The organism is Plantibacter sp. VKM Ac-2880, from assembly GCF_015351235.1.
Lineage (GTDB): Bacteria > Actinomycetota > Actinomycetes > Actinomycetales > Microbacteriaceae > Plantibacter.
The window spans coordinates 453,445-473,542 of sequence record NZ_JADKSJ010000002.1; the positions used below are offsets into that span (position 1 = coordinate 453,445).

The following is a 20,098-nucleotide window of genomic DNA, read 5'->3' on the forward strand; positions in this document are numbered from 1 at the left end:
GCGTCAGCCGCAGAGGTCCGCGGCGGCGTTGCGGGACTCGACCTCGACCGGCGCCGGCGCTTGCGCTTGCCCGGCGGCCTCGGTCAGTGCGGAGAAGTCGTCACCGATGACGAGCACGACGTCCTCCTCGTCCGGCCCGGGTTCTCGGCTCACGACGACCGTGATCCCCAACTCCTGCGCGAGGGAGGCGGCCGTCGCCCGTGCTGCGTCCGAATCGCGCGCGAGGAGGATGGTGACCGGGGAGTCCGTCTCCGCATCGCCGATCGACGCGACGGCGTATCCGAGAGCGGTCAGTCGGTCGGCCGTCGCCGTCGCGACACCGTTCGTCTGCGAGCCGTTGAGGACGCTGACCGCCTCGACCCGCACCGGTTCGACCGGAGTGACCGGCTCGGCCGGGGGCGCGTCGGCGGCTCCCGCGATCGGCACCGGGACATCCGTGGCGAGGCTCGAGAAGACGACCGTCGCATCCTCGCTCGGAACGACCCGGTTGGCGTCCGACGGCGCCTCGGTCCACGGCATCGTCAGGAAGGTGATGGCCGTGGCGGGCACCTGTGAGACCCGGTGCGCGAGGGAGGTGAGGCTCGCGAGGTCGCCGAGTGCCGTGTCGACGGTGAGCGAGGACGTGACCGCGTCGAGGAAGCGGATGAGCCGGTCCGGCCGGGTGAGCACCTCGGCGCTCAGCGCGCGCTGCACGATCGCGGACATCACCATCTGCTGGTTGCCCAGGCGCGAGATGTCGCTGCCGTCACCCACCGCGTGCCGGGTGCGGGCGAGTGCGAGCGCCTGCGTCCCGTCGATGACCTGCGCTCCGGCGGGCAGTGCCAGGTTCGAATAGGGGTCCTCCATGTCCTCCGGCAGGCACACCGCCAGGCCGTCCATGCCGTTGACGATCGCTTGGAAACCACTGAAGTCGAGCTCGACGAAGTGGTCGATCGGCACACCGGTCATCGCCTGCACGGCGGCGACCGAGCAGGCGGCCCCCGAGTTGAGTGCCGCGTTCACCATGCCGTAGTCGTCGGGCGTCCCCCGCCCGGTGTCCGTGCACATCGACAGGTCGGTCAGCGTGTCCCGGGGGATCTGCATCGCGTCGATCCGGGTGTTGCCGGCGGACACGTGCACGAGCACCATCGCGTCGCTGCGCTTGGTGCCGGTGTCCTCGCCGTAGTCACCGAGCGCGAGGTCACGACTGTCGGAGCCGAGGAGCAGGACGTTGATCGCCGGGTCCGGTGCGCCAGGCTCCGCCGGCTCGGTCGCACGGCCGGTCGGAGCGGCGATCGTCTCGGAGCTGAGGTTGCCCTGCAGCCGGAGCGCGAGGGCCCCGATGCCTCCGAGGAGCGCGAGCACCAGACCGCCGGCGATGCCGACGATGAGGCGTCGTCGGCGGACCCGGGGGCTCGCAGCACGACCGTGACGGGGGGTGCGGGCGGTGTGTGGGCGAGTGGGCGCCTCGGGGAGCTCGGGTCTGCGCATCATCCCAGTGCACCAAGTGTCGAAGAGCCGGACAAGCAGCCTGCCCGGCGCGACACATACGCCGTGCGCATGCGTCGGCGGGTCAGCTCACGGGCGCGGAGACCTCGGAGGCACACAGCCCGGGCACCGCACGCTTGCCGAACTGGCCGGTGACGACGAGGGCGAGCGTCACCACGGCGAGCAGGATCCAGCCCGGCCAGCCGAGCAGGGTGCCGAACACACTCCCGGTGTCCTGCATGGAGGTGGGACTGGCGAACAAGAGGAGCGCCCCGACGGCGGCGTTCACGGCGCCGTGCGCGATCACGGCCGGCCAGACCGAGGCGGAGCGCAGTCGCAACCACCCGATGACGACGCCGAGGAGCATGCACCAGCCCACCATGAGGAGCACACCGACGACGTCCGTCCGCTGGTAGTTGTAGCCGAGGAGGATGAGTGGCGCGTGCCACACGCCCCAGATCGCGCCGGAGACGAGGAGAGCCGGCCAGGTACCGAGCGGCAGGAGGTTCGGCAGCAACCAGCCGCGCCAGCCGAGCTCCTCACCGAATGCGGACAACGAGGCCACGAGCACGCTGATCGGCAGGGTGAGGAGCTGGACGAGCGCGATCGTCGTGAGCTGGTCCCGCGTGGGCTCGCCGGCGCCGGACGCGGTCATGATGGCGGCGAGGCCGGAGAGGTCGACGAGGTCGAGGGTGATGAGGCCCATGGCCTGCCCGAGCAGCATGGCGCAGAACGCGAGCACCGGGAAGCCGACGAGGGCGGCTGCACACAGCCCGAGGGTGCGGGCGAGCGGACGCAGGGGCGCGAGGCCGAGCAACCGCGGGATGCTCCGCGGTCGGGCGACGAAGCAGACCACGACGACCGCCGCGATCGTCGGCGTGTACATCATGCCGAGCGCGATGAGCTGGAACCAGGGGTTCGCGAGCCCCTCACCGGACAACCACAGCGGGGACGCGACGAGCCAGGCGAGTCCGATCGCCAGGACCGTGAAGACGATCACCGCGACCCACGGGACCCGCGACGGCAGGACCGGGGCCGCCTCCCGGTTCCGGCGTCGCTGGCGGTCTGCGGCCGACTCGGGTCGTTGGGCGAGCACCGCCCGTGCGGCGGCCCCGAGCACCGGCGCTCCGGCGGGTTCTGCCGCGCCCACTCCGCTCAAGGGCGCCCCAGGCCGAGCGACGGGTGGCCCCACCGGCGCCCAGCCTCCCCCGTTCGCCGTTCCGTCCGAATCCTGCATGATGTCTCCCCCGAGCGTCGCGTGCAGCCTCCAACGCTACGCACCGACGGGCCGTGCCGCATCCGTCGGGCGGGGGATCACCCGTCGAGGTGGCAGCCGCAGGACTCCCGCAGCAGCAGCCCGACGGGCACGACGGTGCTGCGCTCGTGCGAGGCGTCCGCGTCGCCGAAACGGGCGAGCGCGCGCGTGGCGGCGAGCCGCCCGAGCCGGGCGGGATCCTGCTCGATGACGCTGACGGCCGGGTCGAGCTGGTCCGCCATCGGGAAGTCGCCGAAGCCGAGCGAGGCGATCCCCCGCGAGCGGAGCGCCGGGACGAGCGCCATCGTCACACGCGCGTTCGCCGAGAACAGGGCCGTCGGCGGGTCGGCGAGGGCGAGCAGAGCGTCGAGGACGACGGCGGCCGGTGCACGGTCCGTCGCGTCGAGGCTCACGAGGCGGTCATCGAGCGCGATGTCGTGCTCGGCGAGCGCGGACCGGTAGCCCTCGAGCCGGCGTCGGGTGCTGGGTGGGTGTGCGGCGTCGGCGACGAAGGCGACCCTGGTGTGACCGTGCTCGAGGAGATGCTTCGTCGCGAGGTAGGCACCGCGGTGGTCGTCCTCGACGAAACTGTCCGCGTCGAGTCCCCCGGGCGCCCGGTCGACGAACACGATGGGCGTGTGCTCGGCCCAGGGCGCGAGCCATGACTGGTCCTCGGCGACGGGTGCGAGCACGAGCCCCATGAGCTGCGAGCGCAGTAAGGAGTCGAGCACGGCGCGCTCACGCGAGGGGTCGTCACCGATGCTCGTGACGAGCGTGGTGATGCCCGACTGGGAGCAGACCTCCTCCACCGCCCGGACGACCGCGGCGAAGAAGGGGTCGACGACGTCGGGGACGGCGACACCGACCGAGGAGGATCGACCGGCACGGAAGGTGCGCGCCAGCACGTTCGGGACGTAGTTCAACTCCCGCATGGCCGTCTCGACCCGCGACCGCGTCTCGGGGAGGACGTGCGGGTCGTCGTTGAAGACCCGCGAGACCGTCTTCGAACTCACCCCCGCGAGGGACGCCACGTCCTGCATCGTGGCCATGGGTGCTCCTCGGGGATGGTGCCGGTTCGACGGGTGGACGTGCGCGGGCGGTGACCTCGGCCACCGCCCGCGAGGCGTCAGCGTCCGGCGAGGGCGGTCTCGATGACCTGCTCGAGCTCGCGGAGGCGGGGCAGCGCACGGTTCGTGAGCAGTTCCTCGCGGGTGGCCGACGAGATCGAAAGGCTATCCTTCCACAGCGAGCGGCCGGCCATGGCGCCACCGGCACCGTTCTCGACCGCGGTGCGGACCTGACCGACGAAGGTCTCGTGGTCGACACCGGCCGAGAGGACCGCCCACGGCACACCGGCGGCGGCCTCGGTCACCGCTGCGGCGGCCTCCGCCGAACCCGGGTACTGGAGCTTCAGGACCTTGGAACCGGCGGCGACGGAGATCTCCGCGGCACCGCGGACGAGTTCGGGGAAGATCTCGGCGTAGGCCTCGTCGCTCTCGCCGTCGAGCTGGTAGACGAGGATCTCGACGATGAGGAGGACGCCCTCGGCCGAGCACTCCGCCACGAGGCGGGCGATCTCGTCGATGACGACCTGCTCCGCCTCGCGCTGGTCGGAGCGCAGGTAGAAGAGCATCTTCGCGGCGTCGCCACCGAGTTCACGGACCTTGCGGGCGTCCATACCGGGCACGTACTTGGTGCGACGCAGACCGTTCTCGGTGTCGAAGCCGGAGGAGTCCATGCCGACCACGAGACCCGTGGTGCGGGAGAGGGTGCGCTCGTCGACGACGAGCGGGAGGGCGACCTCGGGGTCGAGGAGGATGGCGGGCGCGTGGTTGCCGAGGAAGCGCACGAGGTCGCTCTTCGCCTCGGCGAGCTCGTCACGGCTGATGCCGGCTGCACCGTTCGGCGCGTCCTTCATGACGGCCTTCATACCGTTGCGCTGGTCGCCGGCGACGATGAGCATGCCACCGGCCGGGGTGCTGATCGTGGACATGGCACGGCGTTCGAGCGTCGTGAGCTCGTTGGTGCGGGTGGCTACTGCGTTCATCAGGTGCTCCTTGTGCTTCGGATGGGGTCGTGTGCCGACGCGGTCGCGTCGGATGCTGCGGGCCGGTCGAGGTCGACCGGTGGGTGGGTTCGGTGAGTGGCTGGGCGGACGGACGGGTCAGGGATGTGCTCGGCCGGCGACGGCCGGCTCGAGGAGGGAACGGGCGAAGACGGTGGCACCGTAGGCGGTGTCCTGGGATCGGTCGGAGACCTGGATCCCGGGCAGGACGGTAGCTCGCGCGCGTTGGACCGAACGCATGCCGGCCCACCCGCCCGTGAGGAGGGCCGAGCTCGCCGGCGGGACCTCGCGGTCCATGGCCTCGATGAGCACACGGAGTTCGTCGTTGCCGTGGCGGAGGACCGCTGCGAAGATCTCAGCGGGGTCGGCGCCGTCCGCCCGGACCGTCAGGTGCAGGACCCCGTCGTCGTTGCGGGCGCCGGAGACGAGGATGTCGCCGTCCGCGAGGCGACCCTCGACGGGCAGCTCCATCACCGCGCCGTCGAGGCGGTCGCGGCCGGCCCGCTCGGTCACACCGACGAGCTGCAGGGTGCGGCGCATGAGGAGCCCCGTCTTCACCCCGGCGACGAGGACCCAGGTCCCGGGGACGACGTGCCGGACGCAGTTGATGAAGACCTCGGCGAGGCGCTCTCGAGCGGCGAAGGGCAGCGGCGCGTCGAGTCGACGCAGGAGAACCTCGGCGGTGCCCATCGACACGTGGTACCGCTCGGCGGGGAACGAGCCGGTGGACACGGCGGAGACGAGGTGGTCGTGGCCGGCGACGGTCAGTGCCGCATCGGCGAAGACCTTCGGAACCCAGGGAGCCGAGGCGGAGCCGAGCGGGGTGCCGGCGTCGACGAAGGGCGGCAGGAACGTGGCGTCGACCCCGAGGTGCTCGAGGAGTTCTGGCCAGGGGGCACCGGTGTCCTGATCGAGCAGACCGGTGCGGGACGAGAGCGAGTACTCTGCGGCCTCCTCGCCACCGAGCGCCGCGACGAGGAACTCGGGCAGGTTGAGCCAGCGGGTTCCCGTGAGGTCGAGTCCGGCGTCCCGCAGGTGCAGGAGCTTGACGACCGAGACCTGGACGCCGAGCGGGAGGCCGGTCCGGCCGGCGAACTGCTCCGCGATCGTGGCCGGGAGCGCGGCGAGCTGTTCGGCACCGCGCGGGTCGAACCAGGCGATCGCGGGGGCGACGGGCCGGCCGACGGTGTCGAGGACGATCCCGGACTCCCCCATGCCCGACACGGCGAGCGCTCGGACGCGCACGGTCGGTCCGAAGCGGTCGGCGAGTTCGGCGGCGACGTGGTCGAGGAGTTCGCGGACGGTCGCGATGAGGGAGGCGGCCTCCATGACGGTCGTGCCGCCGGCACCGGCGAGCCACGGGGTCGGGAGCTGGTGGATGAGGACCTCGGCACCGTCGGCGTCGGTGATGAGGATCTTCACACCCGTGCTTCCGAGGTCCAGTCCGGCGACGAGTCCGTCGGGGGCCACGGACGCGACGGTGGTCGGGTCGAGGTTCGCAGCAGCGTGCACGGCGGTGTCCGTTCAGGGTCCGACGTCCGTGTCGGCTTCCGACGATGACTCCATGTCATCGATGTCATGGCGAGCATACCCCGTTCATGTCATCGATGACATACCCCAGCGTGAATTCTTCGGAAACGGTGCGCCCGAGGGCGGCCGAGGCTGCTGGGCTCAGTCGCCGAAGTCGTCCGTCGCCGACTCGAACACGATCTCGAGGTCGACCTCGAAGGACTCCCCCGGTTCGAGCACTCGTCCGACCTTCCCGCGGTCCGGACCGACGGCGTGACTCGGCCAGCAGGTGCCCGGTTCGATGCCGAGGGCGTACGAGCCTGCCGCCGTGCTGCGCCACACGGTGAGGAACGGCAGCTGGTCAGGGCGGAAGCGGATCGAGACCGTCCCCACCTCGCCGGCCAGCGTCGCGGTGGACCAGCCGTCGGCACCGGCCACGGCGTCCAGGGCGTCCACCTGCTCATCGGCCGCGGGCTCCGGCTCCTCGATCACCCGTCGCCACGGACCGTCACCCGACGGTCCGGACACGGGGTCAGCGGACGGCTCGGCCTCGGCCGCCACGACCGCACCGCCGTGCAGCAGTGGCCACCCGAGGTTCACGTGGTAGAGCAGCCGCACCGGCTCGGCGACGAATCCCTCGTTGCGGACCACGTCATGCAGGCGGACCCGCGCGACACCGACCTCGGCACGGATGCTACGGGTCACCGTGAGGTTCTGCTGGAAGACGGCGCCCTCGCGCAGGAATCCGTCGACGAGGAGCTCGTACCGCCCCTCCTCGGTCCAGCGGCCCTCGCTCCGCGTGAGCGTCGCCGGGATCCTGGACGCCCGTCCGTGCATCCCGCCCTCGGCCTCCGACGCCACCCCGACCGCCGTGAGCCCGCAGGTCGTCAGCAGACCACCCTGCCAGCGCCTGGCCCAGCTCTCCGCGTGCGGCGCGGTCGTCGGCGCGACGAAGGACACGACGTCCCCGTTCCAGGACGCCTCGCCGAGGTCGAGGAACTGGTCGACCTCGACGGTCGCCTCCAGCCCGCCGAGGTGACGGAGTTCGATCTGCCGCCGCCCGACCGACGGACCGTCGTCGACCCGCACGGGACGCGGCGCCCACGCCCGTTCGACCGCGCCGGAGCGCGCCTCGACGAACCGTCGCCGCCGTGTCCCCCAGGCGGCGTCGCCGGCGAGGTCGGGGGCTGGGTCACCGTGCAGGTCGGAGTCGGTCATGGCTGGTCCTCGGGTCTGGTCGGGGGGCGGTCTGGTGGGCGGGGGCGGACGGTGTGCGGGATGGTGTTGGGACGAGTCGGGCGCTCAGAGCGCCGTGTAGCCGCCGTCGATCACGAGACTCTGGCCCGTGAGGTAGGACGAGGCGTCCGAGGCGAGCAGCAGGACGAGCCCGTGCAGATCCTCCGGCTGTCCCATCCGTCCGGCGGGGATGGCGGACGTCCACGCCGCGGCGAGGTCCGGGTTCGCCTCGGTGAACTCGCGGGTCATGTCGGAGAGGAAGTACCCGGGGGCGATCGCGTTCACCCGGACGCCCGCCGGCGCCCACTCCACGGCCAGGGAGGAGGCGAGGTGACTGACGGCCGCCTTCGACGTGTTGTAGGAGGCCTGGAACTGCGGCTGGTTCACGATGAACGCCGACATCGAGGAGATGAAGACGGCCGACGCCGGACGGCCGGCGGCGATCGCGCGGCGGGCGAAGGACTGCGCGGCGAAGAAGGTGCCGTCCAGGTTCACGGCGAGCACCTTGCGCCAGGTGTCCGGCGCGACGTCGACACTGTCGCCCCAGATCGTGATACCCGCCGCAGTCACGAGCAGTGACGGCGCGCCGAGCTCGGCCTCGGCGGTCGAGAAGGCCGCCTCGACGGCCTCGGCGTCGGTCACGTCGACCGTGATCCCGACACTGCGGACCCCGTGTTCGGCGGCGAGCTGCTCGGCCGACGCCTGCACGGCGGGCAGCAGGTCGAGCAGGGCGACGTGGACACCCTGGGCGGCGAGCGCTGTCGCGATCGAGAAGCCGAGCCCGCGGGCCCCGCCGGTGATGACCGCGGTGCGGCCGTTGAGGTCGGAGAACATCAGGACTCCCTGCTGGTGGGTGGACGGTGGATGGAAGTGTGGCTGGAGGTGGGGCTCGGCACGGCGGTCAGATCTCCTGGTCCGTCGGCAGGATCACGAGGTCGCGGATGGTGACGTGGCGGGGGCGGGTGAGCATGAAGAGCACCGCGTCCGCGACGTCCTCCGAGCGGATGCCGGTGCGTGCCGCGACCTGGTCGTCGACCCCGTCGGCGCCCTCCGCGATCCCCCACAGCTCGTTCAGCACCACGCCGGGAGCGACGGCGCCCATCCGCACCCCCGAACCGACGAGGTTGCGCCGGGTGGTGTGGACGAACGACTGCATGGCGTGTTTCGTGGCCGAGTACACCGGTTCCCAGTGGATGTCCTGGTGGCCGGATACCGAACTCGTCACGAGGACGTCGCCGGAGCCCTGAGCGATGAGGTGCGGCAGCGCGGCCCGCACGGTCGCCATCGCGCCCAGGACGTTGACGCCGACGAGCTCCTGGATCGCCGTCATCGGGGTGTCGGCGAAATCGCCTCCGACGTAGAGCCCGGCGTTCGCGAGGACGACGTCGAGGCGACCGAAGGCGGCGAGGGCGAGCGCGACGGCCTGTTCCGAGACGGCAGGATCGGCGAGGTCGCCGGCGAGGAACACGCTCTCGACCGGGAGGGCGTCGGCGAGGGCCGCGAGCCGCTCGGTGGATCGGCCGACGAGGACCGTGCGCACGCCCACCGTGGCGAGCGCCTGCGCGTACGACCGGCCGATGCCCGAGGATGCACCGGTGATGATGGCGACCTGCCCGCCGAGGTCGATGGTGCCGTCCGGTCCGGTCATGCGTCTGCCCCGTCCTGTGCCGTCGTGGCACGGTTCGTCGTCGGTTCCGGCGACGCCAGGGCGGCGCGCCGGAGGAGTTCGTCGGGTCTCGTGTCGATCCGCGCGACGGCTGCGTCGTCGAGGTACACGGGGCCGCCCGCCGCCAGCGCGCCGAGGAGCACCTGGGCGACCTTGACGGCCATCTCGGTGATCCGCAGGACCTCCGCGCTGTCGGAACCGAGCGCGAACATGCCGTGGTTCCGGAGGTAGACGACCTTGGGCACCCGGCCGGTCGCCTCGATCCTGTTCCGCAGGAGGCGTCGAACCACCCGGGCGAGCCCCAGCCCCGGGTCGACGTAGGGCACGAGCAGCGGGTCGGGGCCGAGCACGACGATCTGGTCGGGAAACAGCGAGCCGCGGGTCAACGCCTCCGCGGACACCGAGCAGAGCAGGGCGTTGACGGGGACGGGATGGGTGTGGCCGACCGCGGCGACGCCGGGCAGGTCGAGACAGACGGCGTGGAGGATCGCCTCGACAGAGGGCCGCCTGCCGTTCCCGGCGAGTGACGCCGCGTCGAAGAGCGCGTCGACCTCGGCGTCGCCTCCCCTGTCGGCGTCGACGAGCTCGAGGACGGACGGGAGCTCCAGTCGGACGGCGTCGTCGGCGGTCGCCGTGGCCATCGACGTGCCACTCGCCTTCACGAGCATGGTCGGGGTTTCGGTGCCAGGGAGCAGGAGGGAGGTGTTGCCCTCGGCGAGCAGCGCCCAGGCACGATCCGGGCGGCCGAGTTCCCGGGAGAAGGTCGCGAGCCGTCCTCGCGTCTCCGCCTCGGTCTCCGGTCGGTCGGTCGGGTGCGTCATGTCTGTCCCTGTTCCTGATCGTCGGCGGGGTCGTCGCGGTGACCCCGGTACACGGCCTCGAGCGACGGAGCGCGGCCGGCGGCCACGAGTTGGACGGCGAGGTTGCCGAGCGCCGAGGCTTCGGCCGGGCCGGCGGTGACGGGCAGGCCGGTCAGCTCCGCTGTGCGTGCGCAGAGCAGCCGGTTGCGGGATCCGCCGCCGACGATGCGGACCGAACGGATCGGGACGCCGGTCAGTGCCGCAGCGGCCCGACCGCTCGCGGCGTACGCTGCGGCGAGGCTCTCGATCACACTGCGGACGAGGTCCACGCGACCGCTCGGCGCGGTGCCTCCGGCCGCTCGGCACAGCGCCGTGATGCGGGCCGGCATGTCGCCCGGGACGAGGAGTCGGGGGTCGGCGACGTCGAACACCGTGGGCGGCACGGCCTCGGCCGATTCGGCGGCCACGGTCGCGGCGTCGACGAGCTCCACCGGGTCGACGGCGTGTCCGTCCTCCTCCGACCAGGCCCGCGCGCACTCGGTGAGCAACCACATGCCGGTGAGGTTGCGGAGGAGGAGCGACGATCCCGCGGCGCCGGCCTCGTTGGTGAACCCGGCGAGCCGCGCGGGCTCATTGAGGATCGGCTCGGCGAGACACACGCCGGCGAGCGACCAGCTGCCACTCGAGACGAGCAGCTCGGCGCCGTCCGGGCGGGCGAACGCGAGCGCCGACGCCGTGTCGTGCTCAGCGACCCGGTGGACGGGGATCGCGGAGCGCGCCCCCAGACGGGCGGTGACCTCCGGCGTCGTCGACCCGGCGAGGGTGCCCGGTGCGACCACCGGTGGGAAGCGGAACCCGCCGAGCCCCCACCGCTCGATGAGTGCCCCAGCCCAGTCGCCGGAGCGCTGATCGAGGAGCTGGGTCGTGGAGGCGATCGTCCGCTCGGCACCGACGACGCCGGTGAGCAACCACACCCAGAGGTCGGGGACCAACAGGACGGTCGGTGCCTCGGTCGGCGGCGGTCCGGCCTCCGAGCCCGCAGCGAGCGACCGCAGCTGGAAGGCGGTGTTGATCGGGTGTTCGATCACGCCCGTGACCGCGTACGCCGCGGCGGGGTCGACGAGGGCGGCGGCGCGCTCCGGCTCGTGCTCGTCCGCACCGCGGTGGTGCCGGACCTCGGGGACGGACGAGGCGAGACGCGAGGCGCCGAGAACGGGCAGGCCGACGTCGACGCCCCAACTGTCGATCCCGATGCCGTCGAGTGCGCCGCCCGCCGCCTCAGCGTGGCGGACCGCCGCTGCGAGCCCCGTCAGCGTCTCCTCGAACAACCGCTCGGCGTCCCACACGAGCCGGCCGTCGCGCACGACCGGGCCGTTCGGGAACCGGTGCACCTCGACGAGCCGGAGCTGCTCGCCGTCCCACCGCCCCACGATGACGCGACCGCTCGACGCGCCGAGGTCGACGGCGGCGTGGAAGCTCGGGACGGCGGAGGCGGTCATCGCGGCTCGACCTCCGACCGGGGTGGTGTCGCCGGTTCGCGCAGAGGCGTCCCCGGGTCGGGGTCGCGGACGGCGATCGGCAGCGGTGCACCGTCGAGCGAGGTGAGGACCGTCGTCGCGCTCGACACCGCGAGCGCACCCCAGGCGGCGGCCGTCGCGACGGCGGCCGCCGGATCGTCCTGGCCGTCCGGCCCGCGGAGGCCGACGAGGAAGCCGGCGAGCGAGGCGTCTCCGGCACCGGCGGTGTTGACCACGGTCGCCGCGGTGTGGGCGTGCCACAGGCCGGCGGACGAGCGCACGAGCGCACCGTCGGCACCCATGCTCACGTAGACGAGGTCGCAGCCGGCCCGGTGCAACTCGTCAGCCGCGGCGGCGACGTCACCGATCGTCAACAACTCCCGGCCGGTGAGTTCGGCGAGTTCGTGGGCGTTCGGTTTGAGCAGGTGCACGAGGTCGAGGTTCGCGACGGCGGTCTCGAGGGCCACACCGGCGGTGTCGACGGCGACGCGCGCTCCGCGACCCCCGGCCTCCCGCAGCAGCTCGAGGATGTCGACGAGCCCGCCACCCTCCGTGACCGTGGGGATCGTCCCGGAGAGGACCAACCAGTCCGCACCGATCCGGTCGATCTCGCGCGCCGACGCCGCGACGACCGCGGCCCAGTCGGCGGCCCGCAACGGGATCGCGGGCTCGTTCACCTTGGTCGTCCCGGTCGCGTCGTCGAGGATCGTCGTGTTCACCCGGGTCCGTCCATCGGTCGGGACCACGGCGAGCAGGGGCTGCAGGGCGGGGTCGCCCGCGAGGATCCGCCCGTCCTCCCCCATCGGGACGACGGCTCGGACGGGCAGCCGGGAGAGGGTCACGGCCCTGGCGACGTTGACGCCCTTCCCGCTCAGCTCGGTCGAGACGCCGACCGCCCGGTTGACGTCACCCAGCCGCAGCCCGTCGACGCGGTAGGTCTGGTCGATCGCGGCGGCCGGCGTGACCGTGACGATGCCGCTCATGCGCCGACCCCGATCGTCTCGACGCGGACGCCGGTCGCAAGCAGTACCTCGAGCCCGCCCGGATCGGCATCGCCCGCGAGGAGCACGGTGGCGAGGCTCCCGGCCGGTACCGAGGCGGCCAGCCCACCCGCGCCGAACGTCTCCGGATCGACCAGGAGGATCGCCGACCCGGCCAGATCCACCGCCGTGGCGACCACGGCGGCCTCCTCCGGCGACGCGTGGAGCAGCCGGCCGTCGGCGGTGACACCGAGCGCTTCGACGACGGCGACGTCCAGACGGAGACCGCTCAGCTGCTCACGCGCCCAGGCACCCGTGAGGAGTCCGTGGTCGTCCGCGGTGCCACCGATGAGGTGGACGACGGCCCGTTCGTCTGCGAGCGCGGCCGCGAGCGCCACCGGCACGGAGCCCGTGACCAGGACGGTGCCCGGGGTGGGCGCGAGTCGCGCCGCGAGCGCCTCGCAGGCCGAGCCGCCACCGAGGAAGACGGCGGAACCGGCGTCGATGAGCGTCAGGGCGCGGTCGGCGAGGGCGGCGGCCGCGCGGAGGTCGGGGTGCCGGTCGGTGTCGAGGTCCGATCGGACCGCACCGCCGTGCGCGCGCCGGAGCAGCCCGTCGAGTTCGAGCGCGCGCAGGTCGCGCCGGATCGTCTCCTCGGTCACGCCGAGCACGGCCGACAGCGCACCGACCTCCACACGACCGTGTGCCTCGAGCCGGTCGAGGATCGCCCGACGCCGGACGTCGACGCTGCCGCTCATCGGGTCTCCGCCTCGTCGATGGGCGACGCGGCCCGGCGTGCCCACCAGGGGTCGAGGGCGATCACGAGTTCGTCGAACGCGCGGCCCACCTCCGCCCAGTACCCGGCGGAGGCGGCGGTCGGCAAGACGGCCGGCGCGTGACGGACGACGTCGTGCTGCGCCTGCTCCACCGACGCGAGAAGCCCGGTGGCTACCCCGGCGACGATCGCAGCACCGAGGGCACCGGCCTCCTCGGAGTCGACGACCGCGACGGGTGCCCGCAGCGCGTTCGCGACGAGCTGCACGTAGAGGGGCGAGCGGGCGAGCCCGCCACCGAGGACGACGGGTTCGTCCCAGTCGAACCGTTCGGCGAGGGCTCGCGTGTGCCAGCGATGCATGAGCACGATCCCCTCCATGGCGCCCCGCAGCACGTGCGCGCGGGTGTGTCCGTCGCGGACGCCCGCGATGGTGGCCGTGGCGTCGGAGCCGAGGGGGGAATCCGACTGGAAGGGTAGGACGAGCGGCACCGGTTCCTCGGGTGGCAGGGCTGCGGCCTCGGCGATCAGCGCATCGCGGTCCACCGGGTCTGACGCGCCGAGCAGGCGCAGCGTCCAGTCGAAGGAGGGCGAGGCGGTCGCCGAGGTGGACATCGCGATGCGGAGGTCCGGGGTGATCGAGAGTCGCGACTGCCACCGCGGGTCGACGTCGGGCCGGGTGGTGGTGACCCCGTTGGTGCTGAACGAGCCCGCGACGAGCGCGAGGCGTCCGGGGGCGAGCGCCCCCATCCCGATCGAGGACGCCTGGACATCGTGAAGGCCGCTGATCACCGGGGTGCCGACGGCGAGGCCCGTGATCGCGGCGGCCTCGGGGAGCACCTGCCCGACGACCATGCCGCTCGGACTGATCGGTGGCAGCAGGCGGAGGAGGTCCGCCGGGAGGCCGTAGGCGTCGAGCACCTCGGCACTCCAGCTCGCGGTGCCGACGTCGAGGAAGGACGCGCAGGCGTCGGAGTAGTCGGTGGAGAGCTCACCGGTCAGCCGGTGACGGATGACGTCCTTGCAGAAGAGCATGGTGTCGGCTCGCGCGACCCGCTCGGGATCGTGGCGGAGCAGCCAGCGGAGCAGGTTGCCGGCGGCTCCGGGCGTCGGCAGCTGACCGGAGCGCTCGAGCACCACCCGCAGTCGGTCCGGATCGGCGGCGAGTTCGGCGGCCTCGAGATGGGCACGGGAGTCCATCGCGGTGATGGCCGGGCCGACGGGCTCGCCCGATGCGGTCACGAGGTGGAGTCCGTCGCCGTGGCCGGTGATCCCGACGGCGGCCACGAGGGACGCGTCGACGCCTGGCGTCGCCACAACCTCCGCGACGGCGTCGGCGACCGCGGCCCAGAGGGCGTCCTGCGACCGCTCCGCGTGTCGGGCCACTGGCCGGTCGACGGGGCTCGCGCGACGGGCGACGGCGATGGGGCGGAGTCGCTCGTCGTGCAGTACGGCCTTCACGGCGGTCTGTCCGACGTCGATCCCGAGCAGCAGGCCCGTCAGAGCTCCCCGCGGGTCGCCCTGGGATCCGTGCTCAGCCATCGGCGGCCTTCCGTTCGTCGTCATCGTCGTCGCGACCGGAGCACGCGCGGTTTGCGTGGCGCCCGATCATGTTGATCTTTGCACCGATCCCACCGAATCGGAAGGGATATCGGGCGGATTCGGATACGATGACCTGACCGGACGGAGCAGTCATGTACCCAGCAGAGCGCCACGCCGCGATCCTCGCCGGCGCCCGCAACGGTGACGGCGCCCTCTCGGTCGCCGAACTCAGCGACCGCCTCGCCGTCACCCCCGAGACCATCCGCCGCGACCTCGTCGTCCTCGAGCGTCAAGGACTCGTCCGTCGGCACCACGGGGGCGCTGTCCTCGCGCAGCGGACCCCGTTCGAGCCCAGCCTGCAGCACCGCCGCGAGGGCGAGCGTGCCGAACGTGCCGCTGTCGCCGCCCTCGTCGTCGAACGCCTCCCCGAGGAAGGCGTGATCGTCCTCGACTCCGGGGCGATGACCCTCGAGATCGCCGCCCTCCTCCCGGACGACCGCCGCCTGCTCGTCGTGACGAACAGCCTGCCGATCGTCGCCCTCCTGGGCGGACGGCCACGCCTCACCGTGCTCGCCCTCCCCGGCCGGGTGCGGGCGGTCACCCAGGCGACCGTCGGCGCGTGGACCGTCGCCCGGCTGGCCGGCCTCCACGCGGACGTCGCCGTCATCGGGGCGAACGGAGTCGGCGTCACGGCCGGGGCGACGACGACGCTGCCGGAGGAGGCCGAGGTGAAGCAAGCCATGCTCCGGATCGCCAAGCGCCGCATCCTGGCCGTCACCTCGGCGAAGTTCGCCACGACGTCGTTCCACCGGGCGGCCGGACTCGAGGAGTTCGACCAGCTCGTGACCGACGACGGACTCGACCCCGACACCGTCGCCGCCCTCGCCGACAGCGGTCCGGAACTGCTGCTGGCCACCACCTGACCATCCACGCGCCGGCCGGCCCGGCCGTGTGCACCCCGAGAGGAACCCCATGTCGCTCGTCTCCACGGCAACGCTCCTCGGCGCACAACGCGCCGTCCTCGCGTTCAACGTCATCCAGCTCGAACACGGCGAGGCGATCCTGCGGGGTGCCGCATCCGCCGGTCGCGGCGTGATCCTGCAGATCTCCGAGAACGCCGCGTCGTACCACGGCGGGCTCGCTCCGGTCGGGCTCGCCAGTCTGGAACTCGCGCGGGCCGCGCAGACCGACACCGCCGTCCACCTCGACCACGCCGAGGACGAGGCGCTCGTGGAGGAGGCCGTCCGCCTCGGGTTCACCTCCGTCATGTTCGACGCCGCGACCCTGCCCGACGCCGAGAACCGCGAGCGCACCGCCGCGGTCGCCCAGGCGGCTCAGGCGCAGGGGGTGTGGGTCGAGGCCGAACTCGGTGCGATCGGCGGCAAGGGCGGAGCGCACACACCCGGCGTCCGCACGGACGTGGACGACGCGGTCGCGTTCGTCGAGGCCACGAAGGTCGACGGGCTCGCGGTCGCGGTCGGCAGCTCGCACGCCATGACCTCACGAAGCGCCTCGCTCGACTTCGGACTCATCGCCGAGCTGGCGTCGGCGGTCCCCGTCCCGCTCGTACTGCACGGCTCGAGCGGCGTGAGCGACGCCGACCTCGTCCGCGCCGTCGAGGCGGGCATGCGGAAGATCAACATCTCGACGCACATCAACGGGATCTTCACCCGTGCCGTGCGCGAGCGGTTGGACGCCGACCCCTCGCTCGTCGACCCGCGGAAGTACCTCGGTCCCGCCCGGGAGGCCGTCGCCGCCGAGGTCGCGCGCCTCCTCACCCTCGTCGCCTAGGACTCGTCGCCGACCCGACCGTCAGTCGATCGAGTCGTTCACAACCAGTGGACGATGTCCGGGTCCAGGCAGACCCCGCCGAGACCCTCGGTGGTGGTGACGCCGTCCGCGAATCGGACCTCCACGGCCCGTCCCTCCATCCGCACGTACTCGGCGCGGAGCCCGAGTCGGAACGGGACGTCGGTTGTAGCGGTGATCGCGCGGCTCCTGCGTTCGGGGACCGTGATGACCACGCGGTGGACTCGCCCCGCTGCATCCACGATCTCGACCTCGATCCGTCCCGGAGGTTCGTCAGACAGCCGCTGCACCGCGGTCGCCGCGACGATCACCTGGGTCATGTCGTGATTCTCGCATCCGGTGGAGTGCGGCGTCGCCCTTCGACAGGCTCAGGGACCGGGGTCGCACTCAGGGACCGGTCGGGCGCGCTCAGGGACCGGTTGGGCGCCTGCAGGGTCCGGCTGCGCCCGGGCAGCGGTTCTCCCGGACGCAGCGCGACGGCGCCGGAGCTCGAAGCTCCGACGCCGTCACGGTCTGTGGTGCGGGGTGATGGCCTACGGGCCTAGCCGCACTTGGACTGGTAGACGGCATCCTTCGCGTCGCCGTCGACGTTGTCCTTGGTGATGATGGTGAAGCCGGTCTCGATCTTGGCCTCGACCTTGTCACCGTTGAGGGCGGCGATCGCCTGGGCGACGCCGTCCTTGCCGATGGTGGCCGGCTCCTGAGCGACGAGCGCCTGGACGGTGCCCTCCTTCAGCTGCTTGACCTGGGCGGGACCCGCGTCGAACCCGACGATGGTGACCGAGTCCTCCTTGCCGGCCTGCTTGACACCGGTCGCGGAGCCTTCAGCCGCGAACAGGTTCGCTGCGAAGATGCCCACGATGTCGGGGTCCTTCTGGAGCGCCGCGGTCACGATCTCGGCGGCCGTGGACGGCTCGTTGTGGCTGTACTGCACACCGAGGTCGGTGAACTTGTCATCGCCCTTGACCGCTTCCTGGAAGCCCTCGGCACGGGCGTCCGTGGTCGAGATGCCGGGGTCGACCGAGACCACGAGGACCTTGCCGCCCTCGGGGTGCGCTTCCTTGATCGCGTCGAACGCCGCAGCGCCGCCGCCCTTGTTGTCGCTCGAGATCTGCGAGACCGCGAACGACGGGTCGTCGACCGTGGTGTCGACGAGGACGACCTTGATGCCCGCGTCGGCCGCAGCCTTCAGCGGAGCCTCCATGGCCTTCACATCGGTCGGGGCGACGAGGATCGCGTCCGGCTTCGACGCGACGACCGAGTCGACGAGCGGCTTCTGCAGCGTCGGGTCGAACTTTTCCGGGCCCTGGGTGGTGACCGTGGCACCGGCGTCCTTCGCCGCCGATTCGATACCGCACTGCATCGAGATGTAGAACTCGTCACCCGCGACACCCTGGATGAACGCAATCTTGTAGCCGTCGGAACCTGCGCCTGCGCTGCTGCCGCCCGAGCTCGCGCCACCGGAACACCCGGTGAGCATGAGGCCTGCCGACGCGCCGAGCGCGAGGACTCCGAGAACTGATTTCTTCCACTTCATTGTGATTACCCGTTTCTCTTGAACTGCTGGACTACTAGGGATGGTGCGGGGGGTGTGTGTATCTGTGTAAGGGGCTATTTCTTCTTCCTGCTGACGAGGGCTCGCCAGAAGCTGGTGGATCCGCCGCGGGCTGCGGAGGAACGACGGACCTGGTCGACGTAGACGGCCAGGATGAGGACGGCGCCGACCGCGACCTGCTGCCAGAAGGGCTGCACGCCGGTGATGACGAAGCCGTTCTGGAGGACGGCGGGAATGAACAGACCGACGACGGTGCCGAAGATCGTGCCGTAGCCACCGAAGAGCGAGGTGCCACCGATGACGACCGCGGCGATGACGTTCAGGTTCGTCTGCGACTGGCCGGCGATCGCGGTCGTGCCGAACTGCGACAGCGACAGGATGCCGGCGAGACCCGCGAGTCCACCCGAGATGGCGTAGATGCGGATGAGGTGACGGTCGACCTTCACGCCGACGCGTCGCGCCGCCTCTTCGCTCGAGCCCACCGCGTAGGTGTAGAGGCCGAACTTCGTCTTGTGGAGCACGAGGGCGCCGATGATGACGACGACGAGGGCGATGATCGAGATGATCGGGACGGCGCCGAAGATGTTGCCGTAACCGATCGAGTCGGTGAGTACGGACGGCACCTCGCGGATGTCGACTCCGCCGGTGAGGATCTGGGCGAGGCCGAGCGCCATGCCGAGGCTACCGAGGGTGACGATCAGCGGCGGGACCTTGGCCTTGGAGATGAGGAGGCCGTTGAACGTGCCCCAGACGATGCCGACACCGATCGACACGAGGATGCCGACGATGGCGGTGCCCCAGTCGTCGCCGCCCATGGCCCGCATCGTCGTCGCGGACACGACGCCCGAGAAGACGAGGACGGAGCCGATGGAGAGGTCGATGCCCGAGGTGATGATGACGTACGTCATGCCGACGCCGAGCACCGCGAGGATCGACGCGTTCTGCACGACGAGCCGCAGGTTCGACAGTTGCGCGAAGGTGTCGGGGGCGATCGCGGAGAAGATCGCGATGACGACGAGGAGGACGATGAAGATCTGGAAGGCCTGGGCCTTGAAGAGCTTCCTGATCGGGGTCTCCCGATCCTTGGCCGTCTCGATGGCGGTCGTCTCCGGCCCCATCTCGGCCTGCTTCACCGCGCTCATGCGACGTTCCTCGTGCTGGCACCGGTCATCAGACCGACGAGTTCTTCCATGTTCGTGTCCTTCGTGTCGACCGTCGCCGCGCGGTGGCCGAGTCGGAGCACCTGCACCCGGTCGGACACCTCCATGACGTGCGGCATCGAGTGGCTGATGAAGACGACCGCGATGCCCTTGTCGCGGACGCGGCGGATCGTCTCGAGGACGTTCTTCGTCTGGCGGACGCCGAGGGCAGCCGTCGGCTCGTCGAGGAAGACGACCTTGTTGGCCCAGTGCACGGCGCGGGCGATGGCGATCGCCTGGCGCTGACCACCGGACATGGCACCGACCGGGTCGGTGAGCGAGCGGACCGTCGCGCCGAGTTCGTCGAAGGCGTGACGCGACTGCTTGCTCATCTCCTTCACATTCATGAGGCCGAGCAGCCCGCCGAGGCCCGGGCGCATGATCTCACGGCCGAGGTAGACGTTCTGCACGGGGTCGAGGTGCGGGGCGAGGGCGAGGTCCTGGTAGACCGTCTCGATGCCGAGCGAGCTCGACTGCATGGGCGAGGACAGCGTGATCGGTTCACCTTCGAACTTGATCACGCCGCTGTCGACGGCGAGGTTGCCGGAGAGGGCTTTGACGAGCGTGGACTTGCCGGCGCCGTTGTCGCCGATGAGGGCGGTGACCTCGCCGGGGTAGACCTCGAAGTCCGCTTCGTCGAGGGCACGGACGTGCCCGAACTGCCGGGTGAGGCCTCTGGCCTCCAAGACGGGAGTCGTCATGTCGTTCTCGTTCCTTTCCAGCCGG

At 71.7% G+C, this 20,098-nt stretch carries 19 protein-coding genes; 2 read left to right on the forward strand and 17 right to left on the reverse strand.

The window, feature by feature from the left end:
• Positions 1-3 precede the first annotated feature (3 nt).
• From ITJ57_RS14245 to ITJ57_RS14305, 13 genes are all read right to left on the reverse strand, one after another.
• Complete coding sequence (locus tag ITJ57_RS14245) at positions 4-1,470, reverse strand: LCP family protein (RefSeq protein WP_194670742.1); 1,467 nt, start codon at positions 1,468-1,470, stop codon at positions 4-6.
• Positions 1,471-1,552: 82 nt separating this feature from the next.
• Positions 1,553-2,617, reverse strand: a complete 1,065-nt coding sequence (locus tag ITJ57_RS14250) for a lysostaphin resistance A-like protein (protein ID WP_370582502.1) — start codon at positions 2,615-2,617, stop codon at positions 1,553-1,555.
• Positions 2,618-2,781: 164 nt separating this feature from the next.
• Positions 2,782-3,771 (reverse strand): LacI family DNA-binding transcriptional regulator, encoded by a 990-nt coding sequence (locus ITJ57_RS14255; protein WP_194670743.1) that lies wholly within the window; start codon positions 3,769-3,771, stop codon positions 2,782-2,784.
• Positions 3,772-3,848: 77 nt separating this feature from the next.
• Complete coding sequence (locus ITJ57_RS14260) at positions 3,849-4,769, reverse strand: hypothetical protein (RefSeq protein WP_200936454.1); 921 nt, start codon at positions 4,767-4,769, stop codon at positions 3,849-3,851.
• Positions 4,770-4,886: 117 nt separating this feature from the next.
• Entirely contained in the window at positions 4,887-6,299 is a 1,413-nt protein-coding gene (locus ITJ57_RS14265) for an FGGY family carbohydrate kinase (RefSeq protein ID WP_194670744.1), read from the reverse strand.
• Positions 6,300-6,458: 159 nt separating this feature from the next.
• Complete coding sequence (locus ITJ57_RS14270) at positions 6,459-7,514, reverse strand: DUF4432 family protein (RefSeq protein WP_194670745.1); 1,056 nt, start codon at positions 7,512-7,514, stop codon at positions 6,459-6,461.
• Positions 7,515-7,598: 84 nt separating this feature from the next.
• Positions 7,599-8,366 carry an SDR family oxidoreductase gene (locus ITJ57_RS14275; protein ID WP_228507264.1) on the reverse strand — a complete coding sequence of 256 codons (768 nt, stop codon included), beginning with the start codon at positions 8,364-8,366 and terminating at the stop codon, positions 7,599-7,601.
• A gap of 67 nt (positions 8,367-8,433) precedes the next feature.
• Complete coding sequence (locus ITJ57_RS14280) at positions 8,434-9,180, reverse strand: SDR family oxidoreductase (RefSeq protein WP_194670746.1); 747 nt, start codon at positions 9,178-9,180, stop codon at positions 8,434-8,436.
• Positions 9,177-10,019: a class II aldolase/adducin family protein gene (locus ITJ57_RS14285; RefSeq protein WP_194670747.1), complete on the reverse strand. Its 843-nt coding sequence runs from the start codon at positions 10,017-10,019 to the stop codon at positions 9,177-9,179. Before ITJ57_RS14285 ends, ITJ57_RS14280 begins: the two co-directional genes overlap by 4 nt.
• Complete coding sequence (locus ITJ57_RS14290; RefSeq protein WP_194670748.1) at positions 10,016-11,497, reverse strand: rhamnulokinase family protein; 1,482 nt, start codon at positions 11,495-11,497, stop codon at positions 10,016-10,018. The genes ITJ57_RS14285 and ITJ57_RS14290 overlap by 4 nt, the downstream gene beginning before the upstream one ends.
• Positions 11,494-12,498: a 1-phosphofructokinase family hexose kinase gene (locus ITJ57_RS14295; RefSeq protein ID WP_194670749.1), complete on the reverse strand. Its 1,005-nt coding sequence runs from the start codon at positions 12,496-12,498 to the stop codon at positions 11,494-11,496. Before ITJ57_RS14295 ends, ITJ57_RS14290 begins: the two co-directional genes overlap by 4 nt.
• Positions 12,495-13,253, reverse strand: coding sequence for a DeoR/GlpR family DNA-binding transcription regulator (locus ITJ57_RS14300; RefSeq protein WP_194670750.1), 759 nt, complete (start codon positions 13,251-13,253; stop codon positions 12,495-12,497). The genes ITJ57_RS14295 and ITJ57_RS14300 overlap by 4 nt, the downstream gene beginning before the upstream one ends.
• The gene (locus tag ITJ57_RS14305) at positions 13,250-14,809 is read right to left on the reverse strand and encodes an FGGY-family carbohydrate kinase (protein WP_194670751.1); all 1,560 of its coding nucleotides are present in this window, start codon (positions 14,807-14,809) and stop codon (positions 13,250-13,252) included. Before ITJ57_RS14305 ends, ITJ57_RS14300 begins: the two co-directional genes overlap by 4 nt.
• 152 nt (positions 14,810-14,961) lie before the next feature.
• Between ITJ57_RS14305 and ITJ57_RS14310 the strand changes: the two genes are divergently transcribed.
• Together ITJ57_RS14310 and ITJ57_RS14315 are read left to right on the forward strand one after the other, a co-directional pair.
• On the forward strand, positions 14,962-15,732 hold the full coding sequence (locus ITJ57_RS14310; protein WP_194670752.1) for a DeoR/GlpR family DNA-binding transcription regulator: 771 nt from the start codon (positions 14,962-14,964) through the stop codon (positions 15,730-15,732).
• Positions 15,733-15,781: 49 nt separating this feature from the next.
• Positions 15,782-16,600 (forward strand): class II fructose-bisphosphate aldolase, encoded by an 819-nt coding sequence (locus ITJ57_RS14315; protein ID WP_194670753.1) that lies wholly within the window; start codon positions 15,782-15,784, stop codon positions 16,598-16,600.
• Positions 16,601-16,638: 38 nt separating this feature from the next.
• Here ITJ57_RS14315 and ITJ57_RS14320 read toward each other — a convergent pair whose 3' ends face one another.
• The 4 genes from ITJ57_RS14320 to ITJ57_RS14335 form a co-directional block, all read right to left on the reverse strand.
• Positions 16,639-16,938, reverse strand: a complete 300-nt coding sequence (locus ITJ57_RS14320; protein ID WP_194670754.1) for a hypothetical protein — start codon at positions 16,936-16,938, stop codon at positions 16,639-16,641.
• Positions 16,939-17,159: 221 nt separating this feature from the next.
• Positions 17,160-18,155, reverse strand: coding sequence for an ABC transporter substrate-binding protein (locus ITJ57_RS14325; RefSeq protein WP_056013014.1), 996 nt, complete (start codon positions 18,153-18,155; stop codon positions 17,160-17,162).
• A 74-nt stretch (positions 18,156-18,229) separates the two neighbouring features.
• Positions 18,230-19,315, reverse strand: a complete 1,086-nt coding sequence (locus ITJ57_RS14330; RefSeq protein WP_194670755.1) for an ABC transporter permease — start codon at positions 19,313-19,315, stop codon at positions 18,230-18,232.
• The gene (locus tag ITJ57_RS14335; protein WP_194670756.1) at positions 19,312-20,073 is read right to left on the reverse strand and encodes an ATP-binding cassette domain-containing protein; all 762 of its coding nucleotides are present in this window, start codon (positions 20,071-20,073) and stop codon (positions 19,312-19,314) included. Before ITJ57_RS14335 ends, ITJ57_RS14330 begins: the two co-directional genes overlap by 4 nt.
• Positions 20,074-20,098 lie beyond the last annotated feature (25 nt).